This window comes from Xenorhabdus bharatensis (assembly GCF_037996705.1).
Taxonomy (GTDB): Bacteria; Pseudomonadota; Gammaproteobacteria; order Enterobacterales; family Enterobacteriaceae; genus Xenorhabdus; species Xenorhabdus bharatensis.
The window spans coordinates 257,426-280,592 of sequence record NZ_JBBMXG010000002.1; the positions used below are offsets into that span (position 1 = coordinate 257,426).

The 23,167-nt window shown below is 45.4% G+C and carries 23 protein-coding genes; 7 read left to right on the forward strand and 16 right to left on the reverse strand.

Annotation, left to right across the window (positions count from 1 at the left end):
* Positions 1-2: 2 nt before the first annotated feature.
* The 4 genes from AAC855_RS03085 to AAC855_RS03100 form a co-directional block, all read right to left on the reverse strand.
* Positions 3-359 (reverse strand): DUF4150 domain-containing protein, encoded by a 357-nt coding sequence (locus AAC855_RS03085; protein ID WP_340608151.1) that lies wholly within the window; start codon positions 357-359, stop codon positions 3-5.
* The gene (locus tag AAC855_RS03090; protein ID WP_340608152.1) at positions 352-1,569 is read right to left on the reverse strand and encodes a DUF2169 family type VI secretion system accessory protein; all 1,218 of its coding nucleotides are present in this window, start codon (positions 1,567-1,569) and stop codon (positions 352-354) included. The genes AAC855_RS03085 and AAC855_RS03090 overlap by 8 nt, the downstream gene beginning before the upstream one ends.
* Positions 1,570-1,584: 15 nt before the next feature.
* Positions 1,585-3,753 carry a type VI secretion system Vgr family protein gene (locus AAC855_RS03095; RefSeq protein ID WP_340608153.1) on the reverse strand — a complete coding sequence of 723 codons (2,169 nt, stop codon included), beginning with the start codon at positions 3,751-3,753 and terminating at the stop codon, positions 1,585-1,587.
* A gap of 649 nt (positions 3,754-4,402) precedes the next feature.
* Positions 4,403-5,575 carry a benzoate/H(+) symporter BenE family transporter gene (locus AAC855_RS03100; protein ID WP_340608154.1) on the reverse strand — a complete coding sequence of 391 codons (1,173 nt, stop codon included), beginning with the start codon at positions 5,573-5,575 and terminating at the stop codon, positions 4,403-4,405.
* A gap of 95 nt (positions 5,576-5,670) precedes the next feature.
* On the opposite strand from AAC855_RS03100, the gene AAC855_RS03105 reads away from it, so the two are divergent.
* Positions 5,671-6,228: a helix-turn-helix domain-containing protein gene (locus tag AAC855_RS03105; protein WP_340608155.1), complete on the forward strand. Its 558-nt coding sequence runs from the start codon at positions 5,671-5,673 to the stop codon at positions 6,226-6,228.
* A gap of 41 nt (positions 6,229-6,269) precedes the next feature.
* Here the strand turns inward: AAC855_RS03105 and AAC855_RS03110 are convergent, their stop codons facing one another.
* Positions 6,270-6,701, reverse strand: a complete 432-nt coding sequence (locus AAC855_RS03110; RefSeq protein WP_340608156.1) for a hypothetical protein — start codon at positions 6,699-6,701, stop codon at positions 6,270-6,272.
* Between the two features lie 571 nt (positions 6,702-7,272).
* Here AAC855_RS03110 and budA point away from each other — a divergent pair.
* Complete coding sequence (gene budA / locus AAC855_RS03115; protein WP_340608157.1) at positions 7,273-7,980, forward strand: acetolactate decarboxylase; 708 nt, start codon at positions 7,273-7,275, stop codon at positions 7,978-7,980.
* Positions 7,981-8,040: 60 nt separating this feature from the next.
* Here the strand turns inward: budA and AAC855_RS03120 are convergent, their stop codons facing one another.
* Positions 8,041-9,036 (reverse strand): MBL fold metallo-hydrolase, encoded by a 996-nt coding sequence (locus tag AAC855_RS03120; RefSeq protein ID WP_340608158.1) that lies wholly within the window; start codon positions 9,034-9,036, stop codon positions 8,041-8,043.
* A 210-nt stretch (positions 9,037-9,246) separates the two neighbouring features.
* Positions 9,247-9,714, reverse strand: coding sequence for a redox-sensitive transcriptional activator SoxR (soxR, locus tag AAC855_RS03125; protein ID WP_340608159.1), 468 nt, complete (start codon positions 9,712-9,714; stop codon positions 9,247-9,249).
* 213 nt (positions 9,715-9,927) lie between these two features.
* Between soxR and ygfZ the strand changes: the two genes are divergently transcribed.
* Complete coding sequence (ygfZ, locus tag AAC855_RS03130) at positions 9,928-10,896, forward strand: tRNA-modifying protein YgfZ (RefSeq protein WP_340608160.1); 969 nt, start codon at positions 9,928-9,930, stop codon at positions 10,894-10,896.
* A gap of 26 nt (positions 10,897-10,922) precedes the next feature.
* On the opposite strand, the gene cbl is transcribed toward ygfZ, so the two are convergent.
* Positions 10,923-11,882 carry an HTH-type transcriptional regulator Cbl gene (cbl, locus tag AAC855_RS03135; protein ID WP_340608271.1) on the reverse strand — a complete coding sequence of 320 codons (960 nt, stop codon included), beginning with the start codon at positions 11,880-11,882 and terminating at the stop codon, positions 10,923-10,925.
* A gap of 275 nt (positions 11,883-12,157) precedes the next feature.
* On the opposite strand from cbl, the gene ssuC reads away from it, so the two are divergent.
* The 3 genes from ssuC to ssuD all read left to right on the forward strand — a co-directional run bounded on the left by ssuC (position 12,158) and on the right by ssuD (position 15,078).
* Positions 12,158-12,967, forward strand: coding sequence for an aliphatic sulfonate ABC transporter permease SsuC (gene ssuC, locus AAC855_RS03140; RefSeq protein ID WP_099109981.1), 810 nt, complete (start codon positions 12,158-12,160; stop codon positions 12,965-12,967).
* Positions 12,964-13,779, forward strand: a complete 816-nt coding sequence (ssuB, locus tag AAC855_RS03145; protein WP_340608161.1) for an aliphatic sulfonates ABC transporter ATP-binding protein — start codon at positions 12,964-12,966, stop codon at positions 13,777-13,779. The genes ssuC and ssuB overlap by 4 nt, the downstream gene beginning before the upstream one ends.
* 102 nt (positions 13,780-13,881) lie before the next feature.
* On the forward strand, positions 13,882-15,078 hold the full coding sequence (gene ssuD, locus AAC855_RS03150) for an FMNH2-dependent alkanesulfonate monooxygenase (RefSeq protein ID WP_340608162.1): 1,197 nt from the start codon (positions 13,882-13,884) through the stop codon (positions 15,076-15,078).
* A gap of 260 nt (positions 15,079-15,338) precedes the next feature.
* Here the strand turns inward: ssuD and AAC855_RS03155 are convergent, their stop codons facing one another.
* The 5 genes from AAC855_RS03155 to pcnB all read right to left on the reverse strand — a co-directional run bounded on the left by AAC855_RS03155 (position 15,339) and on the right by pcnB (position 20,380).
* Entirely contained in the window at positions 15,339-16,295 is a 957-nt protein-coding gene (locus tag AAC855_RS03155; RefSeq protein WP_340608163.1) for a sulfonate ABC transporter substrate-binding protein, read from the reverse strand.
* Between the two features lie 208 nt (positions 16,296-16,503).
* Positions 16,504-17,361: a pantoate--beta-alanine ligase gene (gene panC / locus AAC855_RS03160; protein ID WP_340608164.1), complete on the reverse strand. Its 858-nt coding sequence runs from the start codon at positions 17,359-17,361 to the stop codon at positions 16,504-16,506.
* Between the two features lie 104 nt (positions 17,362-17,465).
* A complete protein-coding gene (gene panB / locus AAC855_RS03165; protein ID WP_340608165.1) occupies positions 17,466-18,257 on the reverse strand; it encodes a 3-methyl-2-oxobutanoate hydroxymethyltransferase in 792 nt (263 codons plus the stop codon).
* A gap of 280 nt (positions 18,258-18,537) precedes the next feature.
* Positions 18,538-19,020, reverse strand: coding sequence for a 2-amino-4-hydroxy-6-hydroxymethyldihydropteridine diphosphokinase (gene folK, locus AAC855_RS03170; protein WP_340608166.1), 483 nt, complete (start codon positions 19,018-19,020; stop codon positions 18,538-18,540).
* Position 19,021: 1 nt separating this feature from the next.
* A complete protein-coding gene (pcnB, locus tag AAC855_RS03175) occupies positions 19,022-20,380 on the reverse strand; it encodes a polynucleotide adenylyltransferase PcnB (RefSeq protein ID WP_340608167.1) in 1,359 nt (452 codons plus the stop codon).
* Between the two features lie 91 nt (positions 20,381-20,471).
* Here pcnB and AAC855_RS03180 point away from each other — a divergent pair, with 91 nt between their 5' ends.
* Complete coding sequence (locus AAC855_RS03180) at positions 20,472-20,594, forward strand: hypothetical protein (RefSeq protein WP_340608168.1); 123 nt, start codon at positions 20,472-20,474, stop codon at positions 20,592-20,594.
* Between the two features lie 77 nt (positions 20,595-20,671).
* Here AAC855_RS03180 and gluQRS read toward each other — a convergent pair whose 3' ends face one another.
* The 3 genes from gluQRS to sfsA all read right to left on the reverse strand — a co-directional run bounded on the left by gluQRS (position 20,672) and on the right by sfsA (position 23,132).
* The gene (gluQRS, locus tag AAC855_RS03185; RefSeq protein ID WP_340608169.1) at positions 20,672-21,574 is read right to left on the reverse strand and encodes a tRNA glutamyl-Q(34) synthetase GluQRS; all 903 of its coding nucleotides are present in this window, start codon (positions 21,572-21,574) and stop codon (positions 20,672-20,674) included.
* A 195-nt stretch (positions 21,575-21,769) separates the two neighbouring features.
* A complete protein-coding gene (dksA, locus tag AAC855_RS03190) occupies positions 21,770-22,225 on the reverse strand; it encodes an RNA polymerase-binding protein DksA (RefSeq protein WP_099122427.1) in 456 nt (151 codons plus the stop codon).
* Positions 22,226-22,421: 196 nt separating this feature from the next.
* A complete protein-coding gene (gene sfsA, locus AAC855_RS03195; protein WP_340608170.1) occupies positions 22,422-23,132 on the reverse strand; it encodes a DNA/RNA nuclease SfsA in 711 nt (236 codons plus the stop codon).
* Positions 23,133-23,167: the final 35 nt, after the last annotated feature.

The window sequence follows — 23,167 nt, forward strand, 5'->3', positions numbered from 1 at the left end:
CCTTATGCTCCATTCATCCAGAATTCATCTCCATGGCGCAGTACCAGCTTGTTACCTGCTCGGACAGTTTGGGTATGTGCTTTTGGATGGCATTTCCCCCCGACAGTGCCACTTTTGATGCCATTCGCCACTCCCGGCTGGTCACCGAGTGTGGTGGGTACAAAACTGCGGGCAAATACCACCACCGGCATGCCATTAGCCCGCACGGTTTTTTCCGGTGCCGAACTGTCCGCCAGTTTTGCCACCACCGGGTAGGGAATGGGGGGAGTGGCAGGTCCTATCGGGGTTTTGCATACGTCCGGCAGCATACCGATAATCATCCAGGTGCCCGCAGTACGGGCGATATAGTTATCAGCCATCTTTTTTCTCCTTTTCCTGTGGAGCCAGTTTGAGCAAGGGGGCATCCGGGTTAATTTCAAACCGGGCTTCGGCGACCCGCACGGGCAAGGAGGCTTTGAAGCTCAGGCGGCAGGTCAGATGCAGTGTTCTGGCCTCGCTGTCGATAATGAGCGTATCGAGGCGCATCGGCACGGGTAACAGCACGCCGTTGTGCATGCGCAACAAAATGAACGGACGATGTCCCGGCAGGTTGACATGTAGGTCACTGTGGGGCGTCAGGCCACTTAGCGTGAGGGCAATATCCGTGTCCGGCCAGTCAATCTGCTGGTCAGCTGGTGCACCGTTCCAGTAACCGAAGTCAAAATCCTTTGGCAGATAGGGATGGCGATGCTCCAGCCAGTCGGCATCGTAAGTGCCAGCAAGTTGACGGCGAGGTAGCCACGGGCGACCGATAAATCCCATGCCTTGTGGCTGGCAGGCGGGCGTATCAGGCGGTAACGTGCCAGCCAGTTGCGCGGTAAAATGCTCAGCAGTAAAAGGGGCATCTGACCGGATGATGCGTGGAGCAGGGTAGCGGATGAGCTTTTTGGCACTGGCGTACCACGGGGTGATAAATCCTGAGCCCAGCGGATTAGTTTCACAAACCGCATGAGCAATCGGGGCATTTTCCCCGTCCGGATGCTGCTGGCGCTGTTCGGGTGTCAGGCGGTCACGTTCGTTAAGCCGTTGGCTCGCTTTGTCGTCTGCCTGAATTTTGCACTCGCCTCCGAAAGCGTAGCGATAATCCAGCGGCAGTGTGGTAAAGGTTTTTGGCTCCGTCAGTTGCCAGTGGCCGCTGGCATCACAGATAAACTCCCGTTCACCAGTGATGGTCAGGGTTTTGTCGAGCAGGGAATGACCCTGCTGGGTTTTGACCTGTAACCGGACGGGAAATTCGCTACAGGGACGGTTATCCGGCGCGTAGGCGGTGCCATTAACAATCACATCGCAGCGTGGCTTGAAGGGTGCAAGGTCGCTTTCCTGCAATACCTGCGAGGCATTCATCTGCCCGCGATATTCATCCTGTAAACACAACGGCGGCGCAGGCAGCAGTTCAGCAACGTATTCCCCCTGTCCGGCGGGCATCAGCTGGTAGCCGATTTTCATGACCGCCACGTGATGCTCGGTATCGTCGACATCGAACATTTGATAGTTCATCACCGCGAAAGGGGTGAGGTTACGAAATTCCATCTCAGTCTGTCCTTGTTAGTTCAGGTCGATGTCTTTACCGGTGATTTGTACCGGGCCACTGGCCTCAAATTTGAATTCACTGCCCTGTATGGTGATTTTGCCTGAGCTGTCCATCCGCAGGACGCTGGCACCGCATTTCAGCTCAATCACATCACCGGCATTGATGGACAGGGTATTACCGACTGCAATGGATTTATGGCTGCCGACCTGCTCAGTCTGGCTGGCCCCGACGGTGGTATTCATGCTGGTGCCGACAGTCAGGGCGTAGACCATGCCGATAGTTTCCGTGCTGGTCATTTTCACCATTTCATTTTTGTGCTCATTCACCTTGATGGTCTGGTTTTTCTCCACGGTTTCGCTGTGGTTCGCCAGTACATGGGTATCGCGGTTATTGAGCACTTTGGTGTTCATGTCTTTCTGTGCGTGCAAATCCAGCCGTTCACTGCCCTTAGCATCTTCAAACAGCAGTTCGTTATAGCCTTGCCCCTTGTGGGTTTTGGAGCGGAATGCCATCTGGGTTTTGCTGCCCGGTAAGCTCCCCGGCGGGATATTGCTGGCATGGTAAGTACGCCCGGTCACTATCGGTTGGTCGGGGTCACCGTGCAGGAAATCCACCACGACTTCCTGTCCGATACGCGGAATAGCGAGCATACCCCAGCCCTGACCGGCCCACGGCTGACTGACCCGTATCCAGCAGGAGCTTTGGTCATCGCTCTTGCCGTATCTGTCCCACGGGAATTGCAGACGCACGCGCCCGTACTGGTCACAGAAGATTTCTTCCCCTGCTGGGCCTACCACTTTGGCGATTTGTGGGCCATCAATCACGGGCTTAGGCCGCGGAGCCGGACGCCAGTTCTGGTTCTGGCGGATGAAGGTGAAGTGGCTGTTCAGTGTTGTGCCGGAGCCTGAGCTGACGGTTTCCAGTGCCTGCGGCTGACTGCCACTGTGGCTGGCGGAGACGGTCTGCCATGACTGATTCAGGTCTAAGCGCGGATGATTATCAAGAATGAACAGCTTGCCCGGTTGCAGAGCGATGGCATTGCCGCTGCCTTGCCCGGTCTCCGCGTCGCTGCGCAGTGCCTCCAAGCGGTAGCGGGTAAAATCCTTGCCATGAGCCTCATCTTTGAAGCGACCCGGGTAGTCGTAGTGCTCGTAGTACAGCTGTTGCAGGTTCTCATCCCGCATCTGCTGCTGAAATTCTGCGGGCCATGCCGGGTTTTTGAAGGTGTAATCCTTCAGCTGTACCTGCGCCGGGCGAACTTGCGCGCTGCTGGTCAGGCTACTGACTGCTGGTTCACCCAATGTGCTGACTTCACCGGGCTGATAGGGCAGGCGTATGCCCGGTGGTACAGAGCCACAGTCATCGGCGAACACCAGTGTGTTACGTCCGTTACTGCATTCGAAGAAGTAGAAAATGCCTTCTTCTGCTGTCAGCCGTTGCAGGAAATCGAAGTCACTTTCCTGATATTGGACACAGAATTCGCGCTCTGGGTGCGGGTGGCGCAGGTTGAATACCACGTCGCGGATACTGTGCTCTTTGAGGATGGTCGTGATAATGTTGGCGATGTTGAGCTGTTGGAAGATGCGCGAGTTCTGCCGTAAGGTGGTGCGCCACAGGTCAGGGCGGATGCTCATCCGGTAGGTGGTCTGGTGTAGGCCGGTGTTGCCCTGTTCAAAGCGGGTGACGATGCCGGTGATGCTGCGCTGTTCGATACCGTTTTGCAGAATGGTCAGTGTTGCTGTGCGGTCAAGCACCAGCGGGAAACTGATGGCGGGAATGGCGCTCGCCAGCCCCACTTCTAATGCAAAGGGATGCGAGAAGTGTTCGTTCAGGCTGAAGTCGGTGACGACAAAGGTCTGTGCCGGCAATCCGCCTGCCGTCAGGGTAAACAACAGGCCACTGGGGTCGGCACCACCCAGTAATCCCAATACCTGACCGGCTTGTTGTAACAGCTTGCCTGCCGTTGAGTTACTCATGGCAGCTTGAGCTGCCATCCCGGCTTTTTGTCCCGCGCCACCGGCGAAGCCGCCACCATTGATGAGGCTACCGGTACTGGCAGCAGTACTCCCGCCTGTACCTGCCAACAAACCTTTGGCCTGTTTCGCCATTTGCGCAGTTTGCTGTCCTTGTCCTAACAGCGCTTTTCCTTTCTTTAATGTTGTGGCGTGTTTTTTCACTGACATCTATTCTGTCTCCCTGAGATGATGGAATGTTATGCAATAGGCTATCCCGCCTGATAACAACGCAGGGCATAACATTCGGGCACAAGAGTTAAATTTAACTCAAATTGTCTTTGATAAATTCGTCAATTAAGGATGTAATCCGTTGTTTTTCTATAAATTGAAGGGATGCTGTTATCCAAATATATCGGCGGAACTGTGATAAAAAATGGAAGGCAATAATAAATACTGGATGGGTAAAGGCCAAATTAAATCAAGTGGAATAAAAAACGACATCCGACAGTGACAGTGTAAAAAATTAAAATGATTGCTGTTGAAAAATAATATCTTTAGATAGCGGATATGATTAGTGCATTGAACCGATTGATATCCATAAGGAAAAGGTGTTCACATTTGTAATGTGATGATATTATTGTAAAAAATAATATGGTGGTTTTGATAGAAGCATGATCATTTGTATTTCATGAGATAGATCACAAAAGAGCGGGTTTTAAAAATAAGAGCTGGAATTACATAATAAGATCCAGCTCTCCATTAAAAATAAAAGTTAATATTTAAGTGAGATCATACCTAAATGTAAATAACCAAATTAATATCTGGAATATTTAGTAATATGAAGACTAAGTTATTCAGATTGCAATGTCACTTTACCTCAGGGTCTTTTTTTAAATATCAGGTGCGTAATAATCCCGCCAACCAGTCCCCAGAATGCTGAACTGATACCTAATAAATTTGCGCCTGATGCTGTTATTAAAAAGCAGATAATTGCAGCATCTCTTGCGCTTTCATCTTTTATTGCTTGATTCAGGCTGTTGGTAAAAGTACTTAATAGGGCTAATCCAGCCAGAATTTTTATTAATGAAGTTGGAAAACCACTGAATAGATAGAAAATGACTCCCCCAAAAATCCCGGCCAGTAAATAAACAAATCCTGCGCTGATAGCGGCAATATATCGCTTATCTGGATCGGGGTGGACGTCATCTCCCATACAGATAGCGGCTGTAATAGCAGCAATACAGATACTAAATCCTCCGAAAGGAGCCAGTATAATTGTGACTAATGATGTCCAGATAAGTAATTGAGAAGTGCGGGGGGGATATCCCGCAGCTTGTAGGATCGCAATTCCCGGTGCATTTTGTGATGCCATTGTGACGATAAAAAATGGAATACCTACGCCAATCAGTGTCGTGATGTTGAATTTTGGTATGACAAATTCAGGCATAGAAAACAGGATGTCTTTGCCCGATAAGTTTAAATCTCCATTGAAAATACAGATAATTAATCCCACCGTAAGCGTTGAGATTATTGCGTATAATGGAAAATAGCGGCGGAAGATGACGTAAATAAGCAGCATGATGCCACATAGCCAAAAGTTGGATTGCAGCACTGAAAAAGCATCCAAACCGAAACGGAGTAATATTCCGGCAAGCATTGCGGCTGCGATGGAATGCGGAATGTAGTTCATCAGCTTGGCAAATAACCCGGTGATACCGCATATCAGCATTAATGCTGATGCAAAGATAAAAATGCCAATGGCTTCATTGACTGAAGTGTGTGGGAAATGTGTTGCCAGAAGTGCAATTCCCGGTGTTGACCAAGCCGTTAGAATGGGGGTGCGGTAATAAAGTGATAATCCAATGGTTGTGATCCCCATTCCAACGCCAAGCATCCCTAACCAGGCACCAATTTGTGATGGTTCAACACCGATGGTTGTCACTGCTTGGAGAATGATTGCAACTGAACTAGCATAACCAACTAATACTGCAACAAAACCTGTGACGAGTGTTGCTGGGGAGAGATCCCTAAAAAATGATTGCTTAGGCATATGATGTCACCTATCGGATGTTATAGCAGACGGTGGTGAGAATATCATCGTCCGTTATAGCATTCAATCATGTATTTATCTTTGAGAAGGCACCAATGAGTGATATCACATCTAAAATTGCCGAGACGTTTAAGTCATTAAGAGCTTCAAGAGGAGTGAGTCTCAGTCAGGCTGCTAAGCTGACTGGCGTTAGTAAAGCCATGCTTGGGCAAATTGAACGAGGCCAGTCAAGCCCGACAGTGTCCACATTGTGGAAAATTGCAACCGGTTTTAATGTTGCATTTTCGACTTTTTTGGAGGGAACAGAGCCACAGCCCGCATTGCATCGGTTTAATGAATTACCGAGTTTTGAACAAAACAATTCAGGTATGAGTGTAAAACCGCTCATTCATTTTGATGATGAATTTTTCATCGATTTATTCAAAATAGAGTTAGCACCAGGCGCATCAAGTGAATCTACTCCGCATGAGTCCGGTGTCGTAGAGCATGTTATTGTGCTTAATGGAGAGTTAGATCTGCGTATTAATGATGAATGGCATAAAGTTTCATCCGGTGAATCTATGCGTTTTGCTGCTGATTGCAGGCATGCTTACGCGAATTCAGGTGATGAGGTTGTGGTTATCCATAATCTTATTCATTACCCTCGTAAGTAACCGGAATGAATATGGCGATTTAAATCGCCATATTTTGACACTTATTTGGCGTCTGATAGTGCGTTGGATGCGGGTAGTGTCACATTGGCTGCTTTTGGATGCAGTGTGTACATACCGCCATTGAAAGGATCAACGGCCAGCCAGCCAATTAAGCCACCAAAGATGAAGTTCCCACCGATATACCACCCATTCGCTTTAGCGACTAATGGCAGTGTAACAGATTGAAAATTTTCTTTTGTGAAGGTAATTTGATATTTCTTACCACCAAAATAGCGACCGTTTGATTTTGCCAGCATGACACTTTGTGGGGTATTTCCATGTGCAATTTCCTGACCCGTTTCATCTTTGATTGAAAACTCTGCGCCAGAAGGCTGGCTATTAACTTGGACAAGCTGAGTCTTCTCACCAACGATAGTCGCACAACCGCTGCAAAGCATGACAGCGGATAGTAATAATACACAAATTTTATTCATGAATAATCCGTAAAATAAAAACAAAAATTAAATATATGGCTGATAATACTAATAATATAAGAGGATATGCAATAGTTTTAATCTATTTATAGGATGAATATAAAACTCAGTTTAATCGTGTTAGGTTTTTACTTAAAATGTAATTTAAAAAATAACTTAATAAAAAATTATAACTTTTTATCTATTTGTTGTTTTTTGAATCTGTTTATTTAAATGTCTGGTGGTGATTTTATTAGTTAAAATTAAAGATAAATTAATCTATTTTCAGGTTAATGTATCAATGAGTGATGTCACGTAAGATTAAAACAACATGTTATGTTATCCGTATTTAGATTGATTAAATACAATTGCTAAAATATTAAGGTAAAATAAACTAAGTTGTTTTATTTATGATTTTTCATTTGGAGTTAAATAATTCAATAGGAAATATAATTGTCTTGACAATGACTTGGTGCTAAGGATATTACTCTATGACATGACAATGTTCTAAAGTTATTATTTGATCTATCTAAGATATATCTAATATAACCAATAGATTTTAAATTGCTGATAATAGCAAGGGAGAGGCCATATGAAGAGCCTGATTATAAATCAGTATTCCACCATGCATGCTTTGATGTCAGGAGTATTTGATGGAATGTTTGCAATAGCAGAAATCAGTCAAGGCGGCTCATTTGGTATTGGTTGCTCACATGCACTCGCAGGTGAAATGATCGCACTGGATGATACCTTTTTTGAAATTCAGGGAGCAGGTAATGTACGTCGGTTTAGTGAGTATGACCAGCTTCCTTTCGCTCAGTTGACATACTTTAACCCCAGTGAGCAGTTTCCCGTTTCAGATATCAGCAAAAAAGATCTTTACTCAGAACTGTCGGCTCAGGTAAATATTGATAATATTTTTGCTGCTGTAAAAATTGAAGGAACATTTAAAAAAGTCTGGTTACGCCGGACTAATTATCAGAAAAAGCCCTATAAAACCTTTATTGAGGCGATTGTCGAACAATCAGAAGAGACATTACACAATGTCTCTGGTGCATTAGTCGGTTTTTGGACGCCTGATATTTTTCACGGCATTTCTGTTGCAGGGTTTCATCTTCATTTTATTGATGATGAACGAAAAAATGGTGGTCATGTATTTGACTTTGAACTGAAAAATGGTTTGTTAAGTTATGAGCCAAAACAGAATATAAAAATTCATCTGCCAGAGAATAGTGAATATATTAATGCTGATCTCACTGTTGATGATTTGGGTGATGCTATCAGAAAAGCAGAAGGATGATTAAAAATTTATTATTTATTAATGGAGGAAAAGATCGAAACCTTTTCCTCCACTATATTGTTAATTACTCACTTTCAGCGTGGTCGTATATTCAACAGGAACCCAGTCATATTTTTGTTGATTCTGACGAAGATAACCTATTCCGGGGAAGGGTAAATGAGCGGCACCAATTAGCCATTTTTCATCTGACGCTTTTTTAAAGATCGATTTACGTGCTTCAACAGCTTTATTGTTATCTATATCAAATTCAATCGAAACTTCCGGGTGTTCTAACTGTACTGCGTAAAAATGTATCATATCTCCCAAAATCAGCATGTTGTTTTTACCTGAGTTCAGCAGGTATGAAGTATGCCCGGGGGTATGACCAGAAGTTGATATTGCTTTGATGCCGGGAATAATGTTCTCTCCACTTTGAAAAGTACGTAGTGCTTTTTTAGCAACATACGGCTCGATAGCATTCAGCGTTTGAGTGATGAATGAACGATTTATGTCAGAAGCTGCAGCGATGGTTTCTGGTGCTTGCCAAAAGTTTTTTTCTTCCTCAGAAATATATAGGGTTGCATTAGGGAATATGATTTCACCATTTGGGGTGGTGATGCCACAAGCGTGATCCGGGTGCATGTGTGTCAGTAATATTGCTTTAACCGATTCTGGCTGATAACCAGCGGCACGGATATTATTCACAATATTTCCCGCAGTAGGGCCAAAGCAATTGCTGCTACCCGCATCAATCAATACCAAACCTTCTTTGGTATTGATAAGGTAGGCTGTGATCGCTGTTTGAATACCTTCTTTATTTTCAATCTGGAACATTCGCGTAATCAGACTTTTGATATTGTTGATATCAAGTCCTTTTAATAAAGACGGAGAAAGATCAACATACCCATCATAAACCGCTGTCACCATTACATCGCCGAGCATATGGTGATAATAACCGGGCACCTGATTGACAGGTTGCTCAGCAGGTTTGGCCAATGCGGTGGGGATAGCTGTTGTTATGAGACCTGTTAGTGCTAATGCCATTGCGAGATATGATTTTTTGAAAATGTTTTTCATTATGTGCTCCGAAGAAATTTAACGGAATAAAATGGTATTAATTTATGTAACTTTAAAATTATTTCAAATAGGTATAGTAGGGATAGAAAATTAGCTAATAATAAATTAATGGCAGAGGATGATGTAAAATAAATAACATGGGGTTATTTAGTCAAAAATATATCTTCCATTATTAAAAAAGATCATTTTTTCGATAAGTTATTTTTTACGTCAGTCATATTCTTGTTCAAACATTCTTGCTCCTGTTCCCGTTTTTCCCAGAATATCATTTGGGTTTCGTAACGGGCATTCTGTCAGGGAAAGGCATCCACAGCCAATGCAACTATCCAGATAGTCACGTAGATGGGTTAATTTTGTAATACGTTGTTCCAACGTATCCCGCCATTGTGAGGAAAGTATGCGCCATTGTTCGGCTGTCAGTTTACTGTTAGGAGGGAATTGACTAAGTACTTTCTGTATTTCTTTTAAGGGGATGCCAGTGCTTTGTGCGACTTTGATAATTGCGATATAACGTAGTACAACAGCGGGAAAGCGGCGCTGATTTCCTGAATTACGTGAACTTTTTATTAAACCTTTCGATTCATAAAAATGCAGTGTTGATATTGCCACGCCACTACGTTTTGCTACTTCTCCAACCGTTAATGCCCTATTAATATCAATATGTTTCTTTTTTTCCATTTCTATTGACCTCAGGTTAACTAGAGGTTTTATAGTGATCTTTGATTTTTTTGTCAAATTTAAAAAGGTTGTATTGCCATTCTATATTTTGAAAAGGGGGGGGTTATTTTAATTTCATCTGTGCTTATCAGAATTATTGGTTTTTTCCTTCAATACATCACTATTATTGAAAAATAATAGATATAAACAGAATATTTATCGACAGGAGCCATTATGGTCAGAAAAATTATACCTAAGTCATCTTTCCTTCCTCCATTGCCTTCAGCCAGGCTTCCATTGACACTTATTTCTCTTAATGATTGGGGTCTGGTTACTGTTACGGGCATTGATAGCCAGAAATATCTTCAGGGACAACTGACAGCGGATATCAATATTCTGGCTGAAAACCAGCATGTACTGACAGCTCACTGTGATGCCAAAGGAAAAATGTGGAGTAGTCTGAGGTTATTTCATCGTGATGAAGGATATGCCTATATTGAACGCCGGAGTGTAATTGAAATACAACTGACTGAATTAAAGAAATATGCAGTGTTCTCTAAAGTTGTGGTGGCTGAGGAAACGGAAAGTTTGTTATTAGGCGTTGCGGGTGAAAATTGCCGGGCTGCATTGGCAGCATTTTTCCCTGTTTTGCCGGATGTGAAGAATTCAGTTATTCAGCACGGTACTACTACGTTACTTTATTTTTCATCGCCGCAGGAGCGATTTTTATTAATCACAGATACTGTGATGGCAGCAGAGTTAATGGAACAATTTCCGGCGCAGATAAGTGATAGTGAACAGTGGCTGGCATTAGATATAGAAGCCGGTTTTCCAGTGATTGAGGCTGCTGTCAGCGCTCAGCTTGTTCCTCAGGCTGCTAATCTCCACAATATTGAAGGCGGCATTAGTTTTGAAAAAGGAATGTACATGGGGCTGGCGACGATTGCCCGCACTAAATACCGTGGTGTTCACAAACGGGCAATGTATTGGTTGGCAGGTGATTCCAGTTATCTTCCGGCGGTCGGAAGCGAATTAGAATGGCAGTTGGGTTCTCGCTGGCGCAAAACCGGAATGATCCTCTCTTCCCTCAGATTGGCAGATGGCACTGTTTGGATTCAGGCAGTACTGGGTAGTGAGATGGAGGCTGGCAGTATATTTCGTTTGCCGGGAGATGATGGTTTTTTTCTTACCCTTAAAAATTAGCTGATTTTTAAGGGTATTCGAATATTTCAAATTTCAAAATCAAGCCAGGTCGGAATATTTTTATTACCTGCAACGACGCTGTTTTTAATTTTATCCAGTGATAAATCAGGGTTACACAGTAGCATGAATTCCCACAGATAATCACGTTGTAACTGGCCATGTTTAACGGCCATCCAGACCGTATTGGGGGAGAAAAGATGGCGGGCTTTGAGTGTGACTAGATCTGGATCGAGGTTATGCTGGCTGGCCGTTTCAGCAACTATTCCGATTCCCAGCCCCAGTTTTACGTAGGTTTTGACGACGTCAGAGTCCTGTGCGCTGAGGACGATATCCGGGTTGAGCCGCGCATTGTGAAATGCTTTATCAATCTGAGAACGCCAGGCAATACCATATCGGTAAGTGACTAATGGGTAAGTTGCCAGTTGTTCCAATGTAATATCAGGGTTCCAGACCAGTTCATGTTCCGCAGGAACCAGTAAAGAGTGATGCCAGTCAAACCAGGGAAATGCAGTAATATTGCTATTCTGAGTCAGCATTTCTGATGCAATACCAATATCTGCCTCACCGTTAAGTAACATTTTCATGATTTCTGCGGGCGAACCCTGATTAAGTACCAGCCGGATCCCCGGGTAGATTTCACGGAATACTTTTATCACTCGGGGAAGACTATAGCAGGCTTGGGTATGGGTAGTGGCAATGGTCAGCACTCCCTGATGCTGCCCGGTAAAGTGTTCAGCTAACCGTTGAGCCTTGTCAGCATCATTAAGTATGCGGCGCGCAATGGTCAGCATCTCTTTACCCGGCTCTGTCAGCCCGAGGAACCGCTTACCATGACGAATGAATAACTCCACACCTAATTCTTCTTCCAACTCACGAATATGACGGCTAATGCCTGATTGTGATGTATAGAGCACTTTTGCCACTTCTGTCAGGTTAAAATGGCAGCGTTCTGCTTCACGGATAATTCTTAGTTGTTGGAAGTTCATTGCACCGAGGTTGTCAGAAAAAGATTTCATCAATATAGAAATATATTCTCTGGCTAGTAAATAATTTAATTATCAAAGTTATTCTTTTAAGTAATAAATAAATTGTTAATCATGAACCAATCGTAATATACCTGCCGCGCATTACACACTGTAGGCTGCGTTCTATTGCCACTTTTTAGATTTACAAAGTAAAAATATTTATTTCTCTTCATTCGCTTCGAGATTTAAAAATGAAATAACTGATTCTAATCCTGGCTGCATTAAGTGGGGTTTCTATGCGTATTTTCTTTTTAGGTGGTCACCGGACATCGTTATCTAAGTCTCGTTTCCTGCCTTGGTTGCTACCGGGATTACTTATTGTGTGCTGGCAAGTTGCTGGTTATGAAGGCTGGCTATCGGATCGTATTCTGCCTCCCCCTGAAAAGGTACTGCAAGCAGGATGGACGTTACTGCAAAACGGCGAACTCTGGAGCAATCTTTATATCAGTACTTGGCGTGCATTGAGTGGGTTTGCTATTGGTGGCACCTGTGGGCTGGCATTGGGGGTGATAACGGGCTTGTCAAAAACCGGGGAACGCTTGCTGGATAGCACGGTTCAGATGTTACGTAATGTTCCGCATTTAGCACTGATCCCACTGGTTATTTTGTGGTTTGGTATTGATGAGCGGGCCAAAATATTTTTAGTTTCTCTGGGGACTTTCTTCCCTATCTACCTGAATACATCTCATGGGATCCGCCATCTTGATCGGGGATTAATTGAGATGGCGCGTAACTATGGACTCAATGGCTGGCGTCTGTTCTGGCAGGTTATTTTGCCGGGAGCAATGCCTTCGATCCTCGTTGGTGTCCGTTTTTCACTCGGCTTAATGTGGCTGACCCTGATTGTTGCTGAAACTATTTCTGCTGATGCGGGCATTGGTTATCTGGCGATGAATGCCCGGGAGTTTTTGCAGACCGATATTGTGGTATTGGCGATTATTCTGTATGCGCTGCTGGGTAAATTGGCTGATATGGTGGCATACGGGCTGGAAGTCTGGTTACTGCGTTGGCATCCGTCATGGCAGACAGGAGGAAGAAACTCATGAAGCATCTGTCGTTAGTTCAGCAAGGGCTAAGCCTGACTCTGGAGGATGTCCGCAAACAGTTTGGTGAGCGTGAAATCCTTAAATCCCTCAATTTATCCATTCAGAAAGGCCAGTTTGTGGCTATTGTCGGACGTAGTGGCTGTGGCAAAAGCACGTTACTACGCTTGCTGGCGGGGCTGGAATCTGTTTCCGCAGGTAGTCTGAGTGCTGATGGTGACCCGCTGAGTGCATCTGAGAGTGAAGTACGAATGATGTTTCAGGATGCGCGTCTGCTTCCCTGGAAAAAGGTGATTGATAACGTCGGGTTGGGCCTTAGCGGTAATTGGAAATCGGAAGCGCTGGCCGTACTGGAAGCGGTCGGTCTGGCTGACAGAGCGAATGACTGGCCTTCAGCATTGTCAGGAGGACAAAAACAGCGTGTGGCATTGGCTCGCGCGTTGATTCACCGCCCCCGTTTATTGTTACTTGATGAGCCGTTTGGCGCACTGGATGCTCTGACCCGTCTGGAAATGCAGCAGTTGTTAACGCGACTTTGGCAGCAATATGGGTTTACCGTCATCTTAGTGACGCATGATGTTCATGAAGCCGTTCTGATCGCAGATCGGATCTTGCTGATAGAGCAGGGGGAGATCGGTTTGGATCTGGCGATCCCGCTTGGACGCCCCAGAACAATTACGATGCCAACGTTATCAGCGTTAGAAGCTCAGGTTCTTGAAGCGATTATGGCACCGGGTGAGCAGGGAAAGCATGATCGCCATTCGGATTGGCAGCATTCTGGTAAAACAGGTGACGCTGAAAGTGCTGCCCGATAATCAGGCATCGCAATCATTACGAGTAATCATATAAAAGAAAAATAAATACAAATCTATCCGCGACACTATCTATTCTCGACACTATCTATCAAGGAAAACACAATGACAGTTTATGGCAATAGTGACATTAATCTCTTCTGGTTCTTACCTACCCACGGTGAGGGGCGCTATCTAGGTACTGCCAAAGGTGGGCGCGCTGTTGATCTTCCTTACCTGCAACAAATTGCGCTGGCTGTGGATAGCCTTGGTTATCACGGTGTTCTGATCCCAACCGGAAGAGGCTGTGAAGATCCGTGGCTGGTGGCTTCTGCTTTGGTACCTGTCACCCGTAATCTGCGTTTTCTGGTTGCAGTGCGTCCGGGATTACAGCCACCTTCACTCGCTGCAAGAATGACGGCCACGCTGGACAGGCTTTCTGAAGGGCGGGTTCTTATTAATGTCGTGACCGGTGGTGATCCGGTGGAAAATAAAGGTGATGGTATTTTCCTTAGCCATGCTGACCGTTATCAGCTGACCCGTGAGTTTCTTGATATTTATTCCCGTATGCTGGCGGGTGAAAAAGTAGATTATCAGGGGAAACATTTACAGGTAGAAGGGGCAGAATTATTGTTTCCGCCTATCCAGAAAAATGGCCCTCCACTCTATTTTGGCGGTTCTTCTGAAGATGCTCTTGATGTGGCTGCACAGCAGGTTGATACCTATCTGACTTGGGGAGAGCCGCCTGAGCTGGTTGCGCAGAAGCTACAGCAAGTTCGTGAGCGTGCAGAGCAGCAGGGCCGGACTCTGGAATACGGTATCCGTCTGCATGTTATTGTCCGTGAGACAGAAGAGGAAGCATGGGCTGCGGCTGATCGCCTGATTGCTCATTTGGATGATGAGACTATCGCTCAGGCTCAGAAAATTTTTTCCCGGATGGATTCTGCCGGACAGGCGCGGATGAATTCACTGCATCAGGGTTCAAGGGATAATTTACGCATTGCGCCGAACTTATGGGCTGGTGTTGGTCTGGTTCGTGGTGGTGCCGGAACGGCACTAGTCGGAAGCCCTGAACAGGTAGCTGAACGGATCCGCGAATATCAGGCATTGGGGATCAGTAATTTTATCTTCTCCGGCTACCCTCACCTTGAAGAAGCGCATCGGTTTGCTGAATTGGTCATGCCATTGTTGAAAACAGATTCAGTACAGGCAAACAAGGCAAATTCAACGCTCCGTTCTGCCAAAGCAGGCGCTTTTGGTGAAAGCATTGGAGGCGCTGAACGTCCAGTGACAGAGGAACCTCAGAAAGAATATGCTGAATAAAAGTGTTAGATCGTGGAGAAGCAAGATTATCAAGCATGAAGACTGAAAGGGATCATTCAGGCTGCCGTTGCCGCTCCCTGAGTAGGGAGCATTGGCAAACGTAAAAATGGGTTTATCAAGCGATGTGGTTGTGGATCCGTCGCACTGAATATTTGTAGCATTGGATATGCGTAGCAATGGAATGGATAGTCATGATGAGCATATCAGGTCTGTAGGGGTTATCCGTCAGGGATGACTTAAAACCCCAATCAGACAGTCAATTATGGTGTATTGACCGGAATATTATCTAAAGACCAGCTTGCACTACGAACATTTATTTTTACAGGCAATAACCTGAGACGGGTAAACGTATCAGCAAGAACCTGCTGCTGGTTAAAAACAGTCGGTGTCATACGCTCAGCACCATAAGTAAAGCGTGCAAGCGTCCGTTGCCAGATAGCTTTATCAAGTTTCGTATTGGTGGCGAGAATGGTCGCAGCTTCGTCAGGATGTTGATTTGCCCAGTCACTGAGAACAACTAATTCCTGAATGATTTTTTCCGCTGTTTGTGGATAGGTATCAACAAATTTACGGCTGGCAAGATAGAAAGTGTAATGAGGTACCAGCCCTTCACCATTAGTTATCTGGCGTGCTCCGGTATTGATTTCGACTTCGGACAGGAAAGGATCCCAGATAGCCCAGGCATCAATGGCTCCTCGCTGGAAAGCGGCACGGGCATCAGCAGGGGGGAGATAAACCGGCTTTATATCCTTATAGCTCAATCCGGCTTTTTCCAGCGCAGCGGCAAGTAGATAGTGCACATCAGACCCCTTGTTTAGCGCCACGCGTTTGCCCTTCAGATCCTGAATAGTTTTAATGTCTGAGCCTTTCGGAACCACAATGGCTTCGGTTTTCGGGTGAGCAGGGGCGTAGGCGAGATAAACCAAATCGGCTCTTGCTGCCTGAGCAAAAACAGGGGGAACATCACCGGTTGATGCCAAATCGATACTACCCACATTAAGCCCTTCAAGCATTTGTGGCCCGGCAGGAAATTCGACCCAACGCACCTTGATACCTTCTTTTTCTAATGCCTCATCCAGAGTGCCACGGGATTTTAGCAACGTAAAAATAGTTGATTTTTGATAACCAATAGTCATCTGCTGAGGTTGTGTCGCCAGTGCATGGCCAGAGAGAGTGAGTAGTAACAGTAAACTGCCAAAGCGTAATTTGTGTGCCATGCTTGATTTTCCTTGTTAACCGAATGCATTGATAGAGACGGGGATAACGGTATAGAAAGAAAAGATAACAAAGCTGGTTTATGAATATTAAATAATAAAATTGCGTTTACTAGTGCTGATTTTGGATAACGGCCAATCAGACAGCGGTTTGCATATGAGGATGTGGATCGTGTCGGGGTGACTACTGACACACATCCTCGAAGCGAAATCAATCGGTTAAATCAACCTGTTGATTATCAATCAAGCGTGTTTTGCCTAACCATGCTGCCATCAGGATCACGGCTTTTTTACTTTGCGGGGTCAAGGGTTCCAGATTTTCTGCATCACGGATAAACAGCTCATCCGGTATAAAACCGGCTTCATTCAGATCCGTAGAGACCATCTCCAGCAATTGATCAATATTCCGCTCGCCACTTTTCAGTTTTTCGGCGGCGCGCTGCATAATCTGGTTTAATTCCGGCGCTATTTTTTTCTCTTTCGGAGAGAGAAGGCTGTTGCGTGAGCTTAAGGCTAAGCCTTTTTTATCACGGACGATAGGCACAGAAACCAGAGTGATGTCATAAGCCATATCCGTGATCATTTTGCGGATAATTTGTAACTGCTGAAAATCTTTTTCACCGAAATAGGCCAGATCCGGTTGAGTCAGGTTGAACAGTTTGCTGACAACCGTGGTAACTCCCCGGAAATGCCCCGGGCGGCTGGCACCTTCAAGCATATGAGAAAGTTCAGGGACTTCAACAAAAGTCGGGCTGCCATTCAAGCCATGCGGATATATCTCATTGGCATTAGGAGCAAACACGATATCGACATTACGACGGCTCAGTTTTTCGCAATCTTCCTGTAGGGTACGCGGATAATTGACTAAATCATCTTCACGATCAAATTGCATCGGATTAACAAAAATACTCACAATTACCACATCAGCCTGAGCCTTGGCGGTATCAACCAGAGCCATGTGACCATCATGCAGATTACCCATTGTAGGGACAAAGGCAATTCGTTTTCCTGCCTGACGCCAACGGCGAATTTCACGGCGTAAAATGGGGATTGTTTCTATGATCAGCATTGCTCTACTCCTTTAATTAGCAGTCATAATCAGCAATCATGCTGGGTTATACTCGTTGTTTTTCTGAAAACGTCGTGTTTTTCTGGAAATCTAGCGGGTATAAATCAGTTGAATGAATGTGCTTGGTCAGGGTACGTGCCATTTTCGACCTGTTCGATGTACAGGCTGATGGCATCTCGTATGTTGCCGGTTTCTTTAAGGAAATCCTTAGCAAATTTGGGTGGTTTGGCGGTAATGCCTAAAGCATCATGCATCACGAGGATCTGACCATCTGTATGGTTACCCGCACCAATGCCAATCACCGGAATTTCCAGCGCTTCGGTAATTTTCCGGCCCAATTCTGTTGGTACACACTCCAGTACTAATAGCTGCATACCTGCTTTTTCCAAAGCGATAGCATCGTCGAGCAGTTGCTGCGCTGCCGCTTCATCACGCCCCTGAACTTTATAACCTCCCAGCACATTAACCGCTTGTGGAGTCAGGCCCAGATGCCCGCAAACAGGAACAGAGCGCTCAGTCAGCATTTTTACTGTTTCACACAACCAGCTTCCGCCTTCAATCTTGACCATATTGGCACCTGAACGCATTAACTCAGCCGCATTATTGCAGCTTTGCTCCGGTGTGGCGTAGCTCATGAAAGGCATATCGGCGATGAGAAAAGTATGGGGAGCGCCGGTGCGGACGTTTTTGGTGTGGTAGGCAATATCTTCAACAGTAACCGGCAAGGTGGAATCAAACCCCTGAACGGTCATGCCGAGTGAATCACCAATAAGTATGACATTGATGCCCTGTGCAGCAAAAAGGTGAGCGAAGCTGGCATCATAGGCGGTAATTGTTGCGAACTTACGTTTCTCTTTTTTTAACTGGCTAAGGTGAGCCAGAGATGTGGGTTTCATTGTTATCTCCTGAATATTCATACCCGTTGTTGGGTATAGAGCCTCGTCCATTCGGGTATCCAAACTGATACCCGCTGGAACAGGTTCTGATTATCCAGAAATAGGCCATGATTGTATGAGATATTGTGTTACTTTTCCTTCATATACCCGTCGTCTTTCATGTTGTCTCTTTGTTGGCTGCGTTCATTCACCCCGGTCACATAGTTATCTATGCTCCCGGGGATTCATTTCCTTGCCGCCGCGATACAACTTGAAATCCATTGGGTACAAAACTGCTGTGTTACAACCAAAACGTCAGGCCATTTTCTGGAACATGTTTTAATCGTTCTGCTAATGTTTCTTTATCAGGAAACACAAGATCCGGGGCTATTTCTGCCAGCGGATAAAGCATAAATTCACGCTGTTTTAAACCGTAGTGGGGAATGGTCAGGCGTTCAGTATTAATAATGTGATCACCGAACAGCATAATATCTAAATCAAGCGTTCTTGGCCCCCAACGTTCATCTTTACGGACACGCCCTTGTGCCAGTTCTATTGCCTGAGTGTGATCAAGCAATATTTCCGGTTGTAAGTTTGTCTCTAATGCAACAACCAGATTGAGGTAATCAGGCTGATCCTGTGGCCCCATCGGTTTCGTCCGATAAAATGAGGAGTGTTTAATAAACGTTGTCTCAGGGATCGATTTAAGTGCAGCAAGTGCATTATTAACTTGCTGCAAGGGGGAGGCCAGATTACTGCCGATGGCGATATAAACCCGGGTCATACTAGTTGTTGTTCCTGTTATGACGAAGGTGATTGCCACGGCGGTGACGAGTTCTGCGGCGAACAGGTTCGCTGCCAAGCTCGGAGATCATGCCCCGCTGCTGTGATGCGGTTGATTGCTGGAATTCTGTCCACCAATGTACCAGTTCTTTCAGCTCATGGCGTGGCTCAATGCTGGCGCGTAGTTCCAATAAATCGTAGGCTGCCCGGAATTTCGGGTGCTCCATTAATTTATTTGCCCGTTTACCCTGACGGCGCGGCAGGCGAAGCTGCAACAGCCAGATATCACGCATTGTTGTGGTATGGCGCTTCGGAATGGCGATAGAACGACACTGCTCATCAAGAATATCATTCATGGCCAGAGCGAAAGCATCGTAATACTGTAAGCCCCCTTCCTGAGTCAGCTTCTCGGCATGTTCAATCAGTGGATACCACAGTATTGCCGCAAATAAGAACGCCGGGTTGACCCGTTTGTCATTCTGGAGGCGGTAATCGGTATTTTTTAATACCTGTTCCAGCAATTTTTCCATCGGCGAATCACCGGATTGGGTGAAGCCGCGCTGGATTAACGGGAAGAGTGGTTCAAACAACTGGTATTCACACAGTAGTTTATATGTGCTGAAACCGTGCCCTGATTGCAGAAGTTTCAGGGACTCTTCGAACAAACGTGCTGACGGAATATCCCGTAACAGAAATGCCAGACGAGGGATTGGTTCAGCCGTGTTCTTTTCGATGGTCATGTTAAGCTTGCTGGCGAAACGGACTGCACGCAACATCCGCACAGGATCTTCCCGATAGCGTGTTTCCGGATCACCAATCAGGCGTATGATCCCTTTTTCCAGATCAGCCATTCCACCGACATAATCCCGTAATGCGAAATCTTCAATCCCGTAATAAAGGCTATTAATTGTAAAATCGCGGCGTGCAGCATCTTCTTCCACAGAACCGAAGATATTGTCCCGCAAGAGCATGCCGCTCTGCGCTTTATGTGACTGATTACGGTCATTGCTTTCAACTTGTTCATGCGGCCCACGGAAGGTGGCAACTTCAATCACATCCGGCCCGAACATAATGTGAGCGAGACGGAAGCGACGACCAACAAGACGGCAATTACGGAATAATTTGCGAACCTGTTCAGGGGTAGCATTGGTCGCGATATCAAAATCTTTGGGTTTTTTATGCAACAGTAAATCACGTACACCGCCGCCGACTAAATAAGCCTCAAAACCCGATTTATTCAGGCGATATAAAACCTTCAATGCATTATCACTGATATCTTTACGTGAAATAGAATGCTGTTCCCGTGGAATAACGGTAATTGGGGAATCAGAAGGTTTTGCCTTTCCAGACTTATTCTTCATTTTGATGTTTTCAGCATTTGATGAAGATGTGCGATTCACTCTGCGGCGTTTAGGCAGAGTGCTGCTCTTTTTGTGAGCAGGATGGTCAGATATGGTGACTGGCCTTTCACTGGCTGCCTGTGTCTCGCGTTTTATCTTGGTTTCGCGGATCAGCAAATTACGGCAGAAAGTTGCTACTCGGTTAAAAATGGTACACCTCGATAGTGACGGATAAAATTAAAACAAAAACAGCCGCTAATCATAACTTACTGGGCATTCTTTGAGAATGCTTGCAGTACCAATAGAAACACTTTATTTAAATTGTCCATTGATGATGTCCTGAGGCGGAACATAATTTAGATTCCAGCCAGCAATTGCCTGCTTTAGCAGTTGTTCCGTGGTGATATCCTGCCAACCAGCAATTGTTGGCTGGTTTAAAAATGATAACGCTTTCACCAGCAATGGACGTGGATCATCAAGAGGGATCGGTTTTGCATGATTTTGTTTGGAAAGTTTATTTCCCTCTTCATTTAATACAAGAGGCAAATGTACATAATCCGGTGTTGTAAAATTCAGATACCGATATAAGGATATTTGGCGAACCGTAGGTTCAATCAAATCTGCTCCCCTGACAATTTCAGTGATGCCTTGATAGTTATCATCAATAACAACGACAAGATTATAGGCGAATAATCCATCTTTGCGATGAATAATGAAGTCCTCTTCAGCCATTCTCATCGGTACGGTGACATTACCTTGTAATTTGTCGTAAAAATCATACACCGGGTGATCCTGTTTCAGCCGAATAGCGGCATTATGGGCTGGCAGTTGTAGATACTGGCAGTGAGCATCATAAAATCCACCCAGCTGATGAATGCGCTGGCGGGTACAGGTACAGTAATAACTGTTTCCCTGTTGTTGCAACTGAGCCAGTATCGCCCGATAAGCCTCATGGCGTTGGGACTGGTACAGCACTTCTCCGTCCCAGTGAAGCCCGTAGTGTTCTAAGGCCCGCAGTATTCTATCCGCTGAACCGGGAATTTCCCGTGGCGGATCAATATCATCAATACGCATCAGCCACTTACCGTGGTGAGCACGGGCCTGTAAATAGCTACCCAGAGCTGTCACCAAAGAGCCAAAGTGGAGATCGCCAGACGGGGATGGTGCGAAACGCCCGATATATAATGAGGAGTGTTCGGATTCAGATTGAGTCATATAAAAATCAATTTTAGGGAGCATACCCAATAGATTTCGAGTTACATCGCTGCGGTAAGGGAACTATCCCCGGGAATATAGATAACCGTCTGTTGATAAAAACGGTGACTGGGGTAGCGAACGTAGCCGACAAAGAGGCAATTCGAAAGATGAAGGGTATATACGGCGCTTTTCAGCGCCGTACTCACCTATCCATTAGCCAGCCATTTGCTTTTCGCGAATTTCAGCTAACGTTTTACAGTCAATACATAAATCAGCTGTAGGACGCGCTTCCAAACGACGGATGCCGATTTCAACTCCACAGGATTCACAGAAGCCAAAATCATCATCTTCGACTTTTTTCAGCGTTTTTTCGATCTTTTTGATCAACTTACGTTCACGATCCCGATTACGTAATTCAAGACTGAATTCTTCTTCTTGCGCTGCACGGTCAACCGGATCAGGGAAGTTAGCTGCCTCATCTTGCATATGAGATACAGTACGGTCTACTTCATCCCTGAGTTGATTGCGCCATGCTTCCAGAATGAGCTTGAAATGCGTTAACTGGGCATCGTTCATGTATTCTTCGCCTGGCTTCTCTTGGTAAGGTTCTACCCCAGCGATGGCGAGAATGCTCAAGGACGAGGTTTTACGTTTTTGCCCTTCTTGCATAATGCTTCTCCTTACACACGCACTATCAAACGAGCCCCCTGACAGTAGGGGGAAAAAAATAGGCCGCTATAAATAGCAGATGACTGCGAGGTTGGCAATTATTCCTACCATTAGTTTTGCAATGGTGTGAAGGCAGCCGTGTTTACTGCCTAAATATGCTGCAAAACTCACCTCGTCAGCATGATCTGTTTACAAATCATCCCATTGATACAAAAGGCAATTTGTGACTTAGAACCATCCTGTTTTCTGTCATGCTGGCCCCGTAACAGATTACTTCGACCCCTAAATTGCATGCTTGTTCCAAAAGAAAAGCATAATCGTGGTCAATATGTTTTGCTGCCATAACGTGATTAATGCCGGAATGTAGCACGGCAAAGCACAGTACAGCCCGCTGTCCCTGTTGTGCTATCAATGATAGTTCACGTAAATGTTTTTGCCCACGAATTGTCACAGCATCAGGAAAATAACCCTTATTTCCCTGTAACAGGGTCACTGATTTCACTTCAATATAGCAGTTAACTTTTTGTTTTGACTCTAACAATAAATCTATCCGGCTTTTCTCTTTTCCATAACCCACTTCGCGGCTGATTTTTTCATAACCGGATAATTCTGAAATGAGATCTTTTTCAATGGCCTGAAAAACCAGATCGTTGGCTCTGAGGGTATTGACACAAATCCAGTGCCCGTTTTGAGTCTGTGTCAGCTCCCAGCTATTAGGGTATTTACGTTTCGGATTATCAGAAGTGGAATACCAAACGGTATCACCCGGTGTTGCGCACCCGGTCATTGCTCCGGTATTGGCACAGTGTATGGTCAGCGTTTCACCTTCCGGAGTCAGAACATCGGCCAGAAAACGTTTATAACGGCGAATTAATGTAGCGTGCTTTAGCGGTGGTGAAAATTCCATAAACTTTTCTTTATACCTCAATTGACAGTTTCATC

Excerpts from the sequence above, each read along its gene's own strand:
- sfsA (WP_340608170.1), bottom strand. The coding sequence starts at position 23,132 with ATGGAATTTTCACCACCGCTAAAGCACGCTACATTAATTCGCCGTTAT.
- AAC855_RS03155 (WP_340608163.1), bottom strand. The coding sequence starts at position 16,295 with ATGGCACACAAATTACGCTTTGGCAGTTTACTGTTACTACTCACTCTC.
- AAC855_RS03120 (WP_340608158.1), bottom strand. The coding sequence starts at position 9,036 with ATGAAAAACATTTTCAAAAAATCATATCTCGCAATGGCATTAGCACTA.
- AAC855_RS03100 (WP_340608154.1), bottom strand. The coding sequence starts at position 5,575 with ATGCCTAAGCAATCATTTTTTAGGGATCTCTCCCCAGCAACACTCGTC.
- ssuD (WP_340608162.1), top strand. The coding sequence starts at position 13,882 with ATGACAGTTTATGGCAATAGTGACATTAATCTCTTCTGGTTCTTACCT.
- folK (WP_340608166.1), bottom strand. The coding sequence starts at position 19,020 with ATGACCCGGGTTTATATCGCCATCGGCAGTAATCTGGCCTCCCCCTTG.
- AAC855_RS03180 (WP_340608168.1), top strand. The coding sequence starts at position 20,472 with ATGGTGACTGGCCTTTCACTGGCTGCCTGTGTCTCGCGTTTTATCTTG.
- ssuB (WP_340608161.1), top strand. The coding sequence starts at position 12,964 with ATGAAGCATCTGTCGTTAGTTCAGCAAGGGCTAAGCCTGACTCTGGAG.
- gluQRS (WP_340608169.1), bottom strand. The coding sequence starts at position 21,574 with ATGACTCAATCTGAATCCGAACACTCCTCATTATATATCGGGCGTTTC.
- budA (WP_340608157.1), top strand. The coding sequence starts at position 7,273 with ATGAAGAGCCTGATTATAAATCAGTATTCCACCATGCATGCTTTGATG.
- panC (WP_340608164.1), bottom strand. The coding sequence starts at position 17,361 with ATGCTGATCATAGAAACAATCCCCATTTTACGCCGTGAAATTCGCCGT.
- dksA (WP_099122427.1), bottom strand. The coding sequence starts at position 22,225 with ATGCAAGAAGGGCAAAAACGTAAAACCTCGTCCTTGAGCATTCTCGCC.
- AAC855_RS03110 (WP_340608156.1), bottom strand. The coding sequence starts at position 6,701 with ATGAATAAAATTTGTGTATTATTACTATCCGCTGTCATGCTTTGCAGC.
- AAC855_RS03085 (WP_340608151.1), bottom strand. The coding sequence starts at position 359 with ATGGCTGATAACTATATCGCCCGTACTGCGGGCACCTGGATGATTATC.
- ssuC (WP_099109981.1), top strand. The coding sequence starts at position 12,158 with ATGCGTATTTTCTTTTTAGGTGGTCACCGGACATCGTTATCTAAGTCT.
- cbl (WP_340608271.1), bottom strand. The coding sequence starts at position 11,882 with ATGAACTTCCAACAACTAAGAATTATCCGTGAAGCAGAACGCTGCCAT.
- panB (WP_340608165.1), bottom strand. The coding sequence starts at position 18,257 with ATGAAACCCACATCTCTGGCTCACCTTAGCCAGTTAAAAAAAGAGAAA.
- soxR (WP_340608159.1), bottom strand. The coding sequence starts at position 9,714 with ATGGAAAAAAAGAAACATATTGATATTAATAGGGCATTAACGGTTGGA.
- ygfZ (WP_340608160.1), top strand. The coding sequence starts at position 9,928 with ATGGTCAGAAAAATTATACCTAAGTCATCTTTCCTTCCTCCATTGCCT.
- pcnB (WP_340608167.1), bottom strand. The coding sequence starts at position 20,380 with ATGAAGAATAAGTCTGGAAAGGCAAAACCTTCTGATTCCCCAATTACC.
- AAC855_RS03090 (WP_340608152.1), bottom strand. The coding sequence starts at position 1,569 with ATGGAATTTCGTAACCTCACCCCTTTCGCGGTGATGAACTATCAAATG.
- AAC855_RS03095 (WP_340608153.1), bottom strand. The coding sequence starts at position 3,753 with ATGTCAGTGAAAAAACACGCCACAACATTAAAGAAAGGAAAAGCGCTG.
- AAC855_RS03105 (WP_340608155.1), top strand. The coding sequence starts at position 5,671 with ATGAGTGATATCACATCTAAAATTGCCGAGACGTTTAAGTCATTAAGA.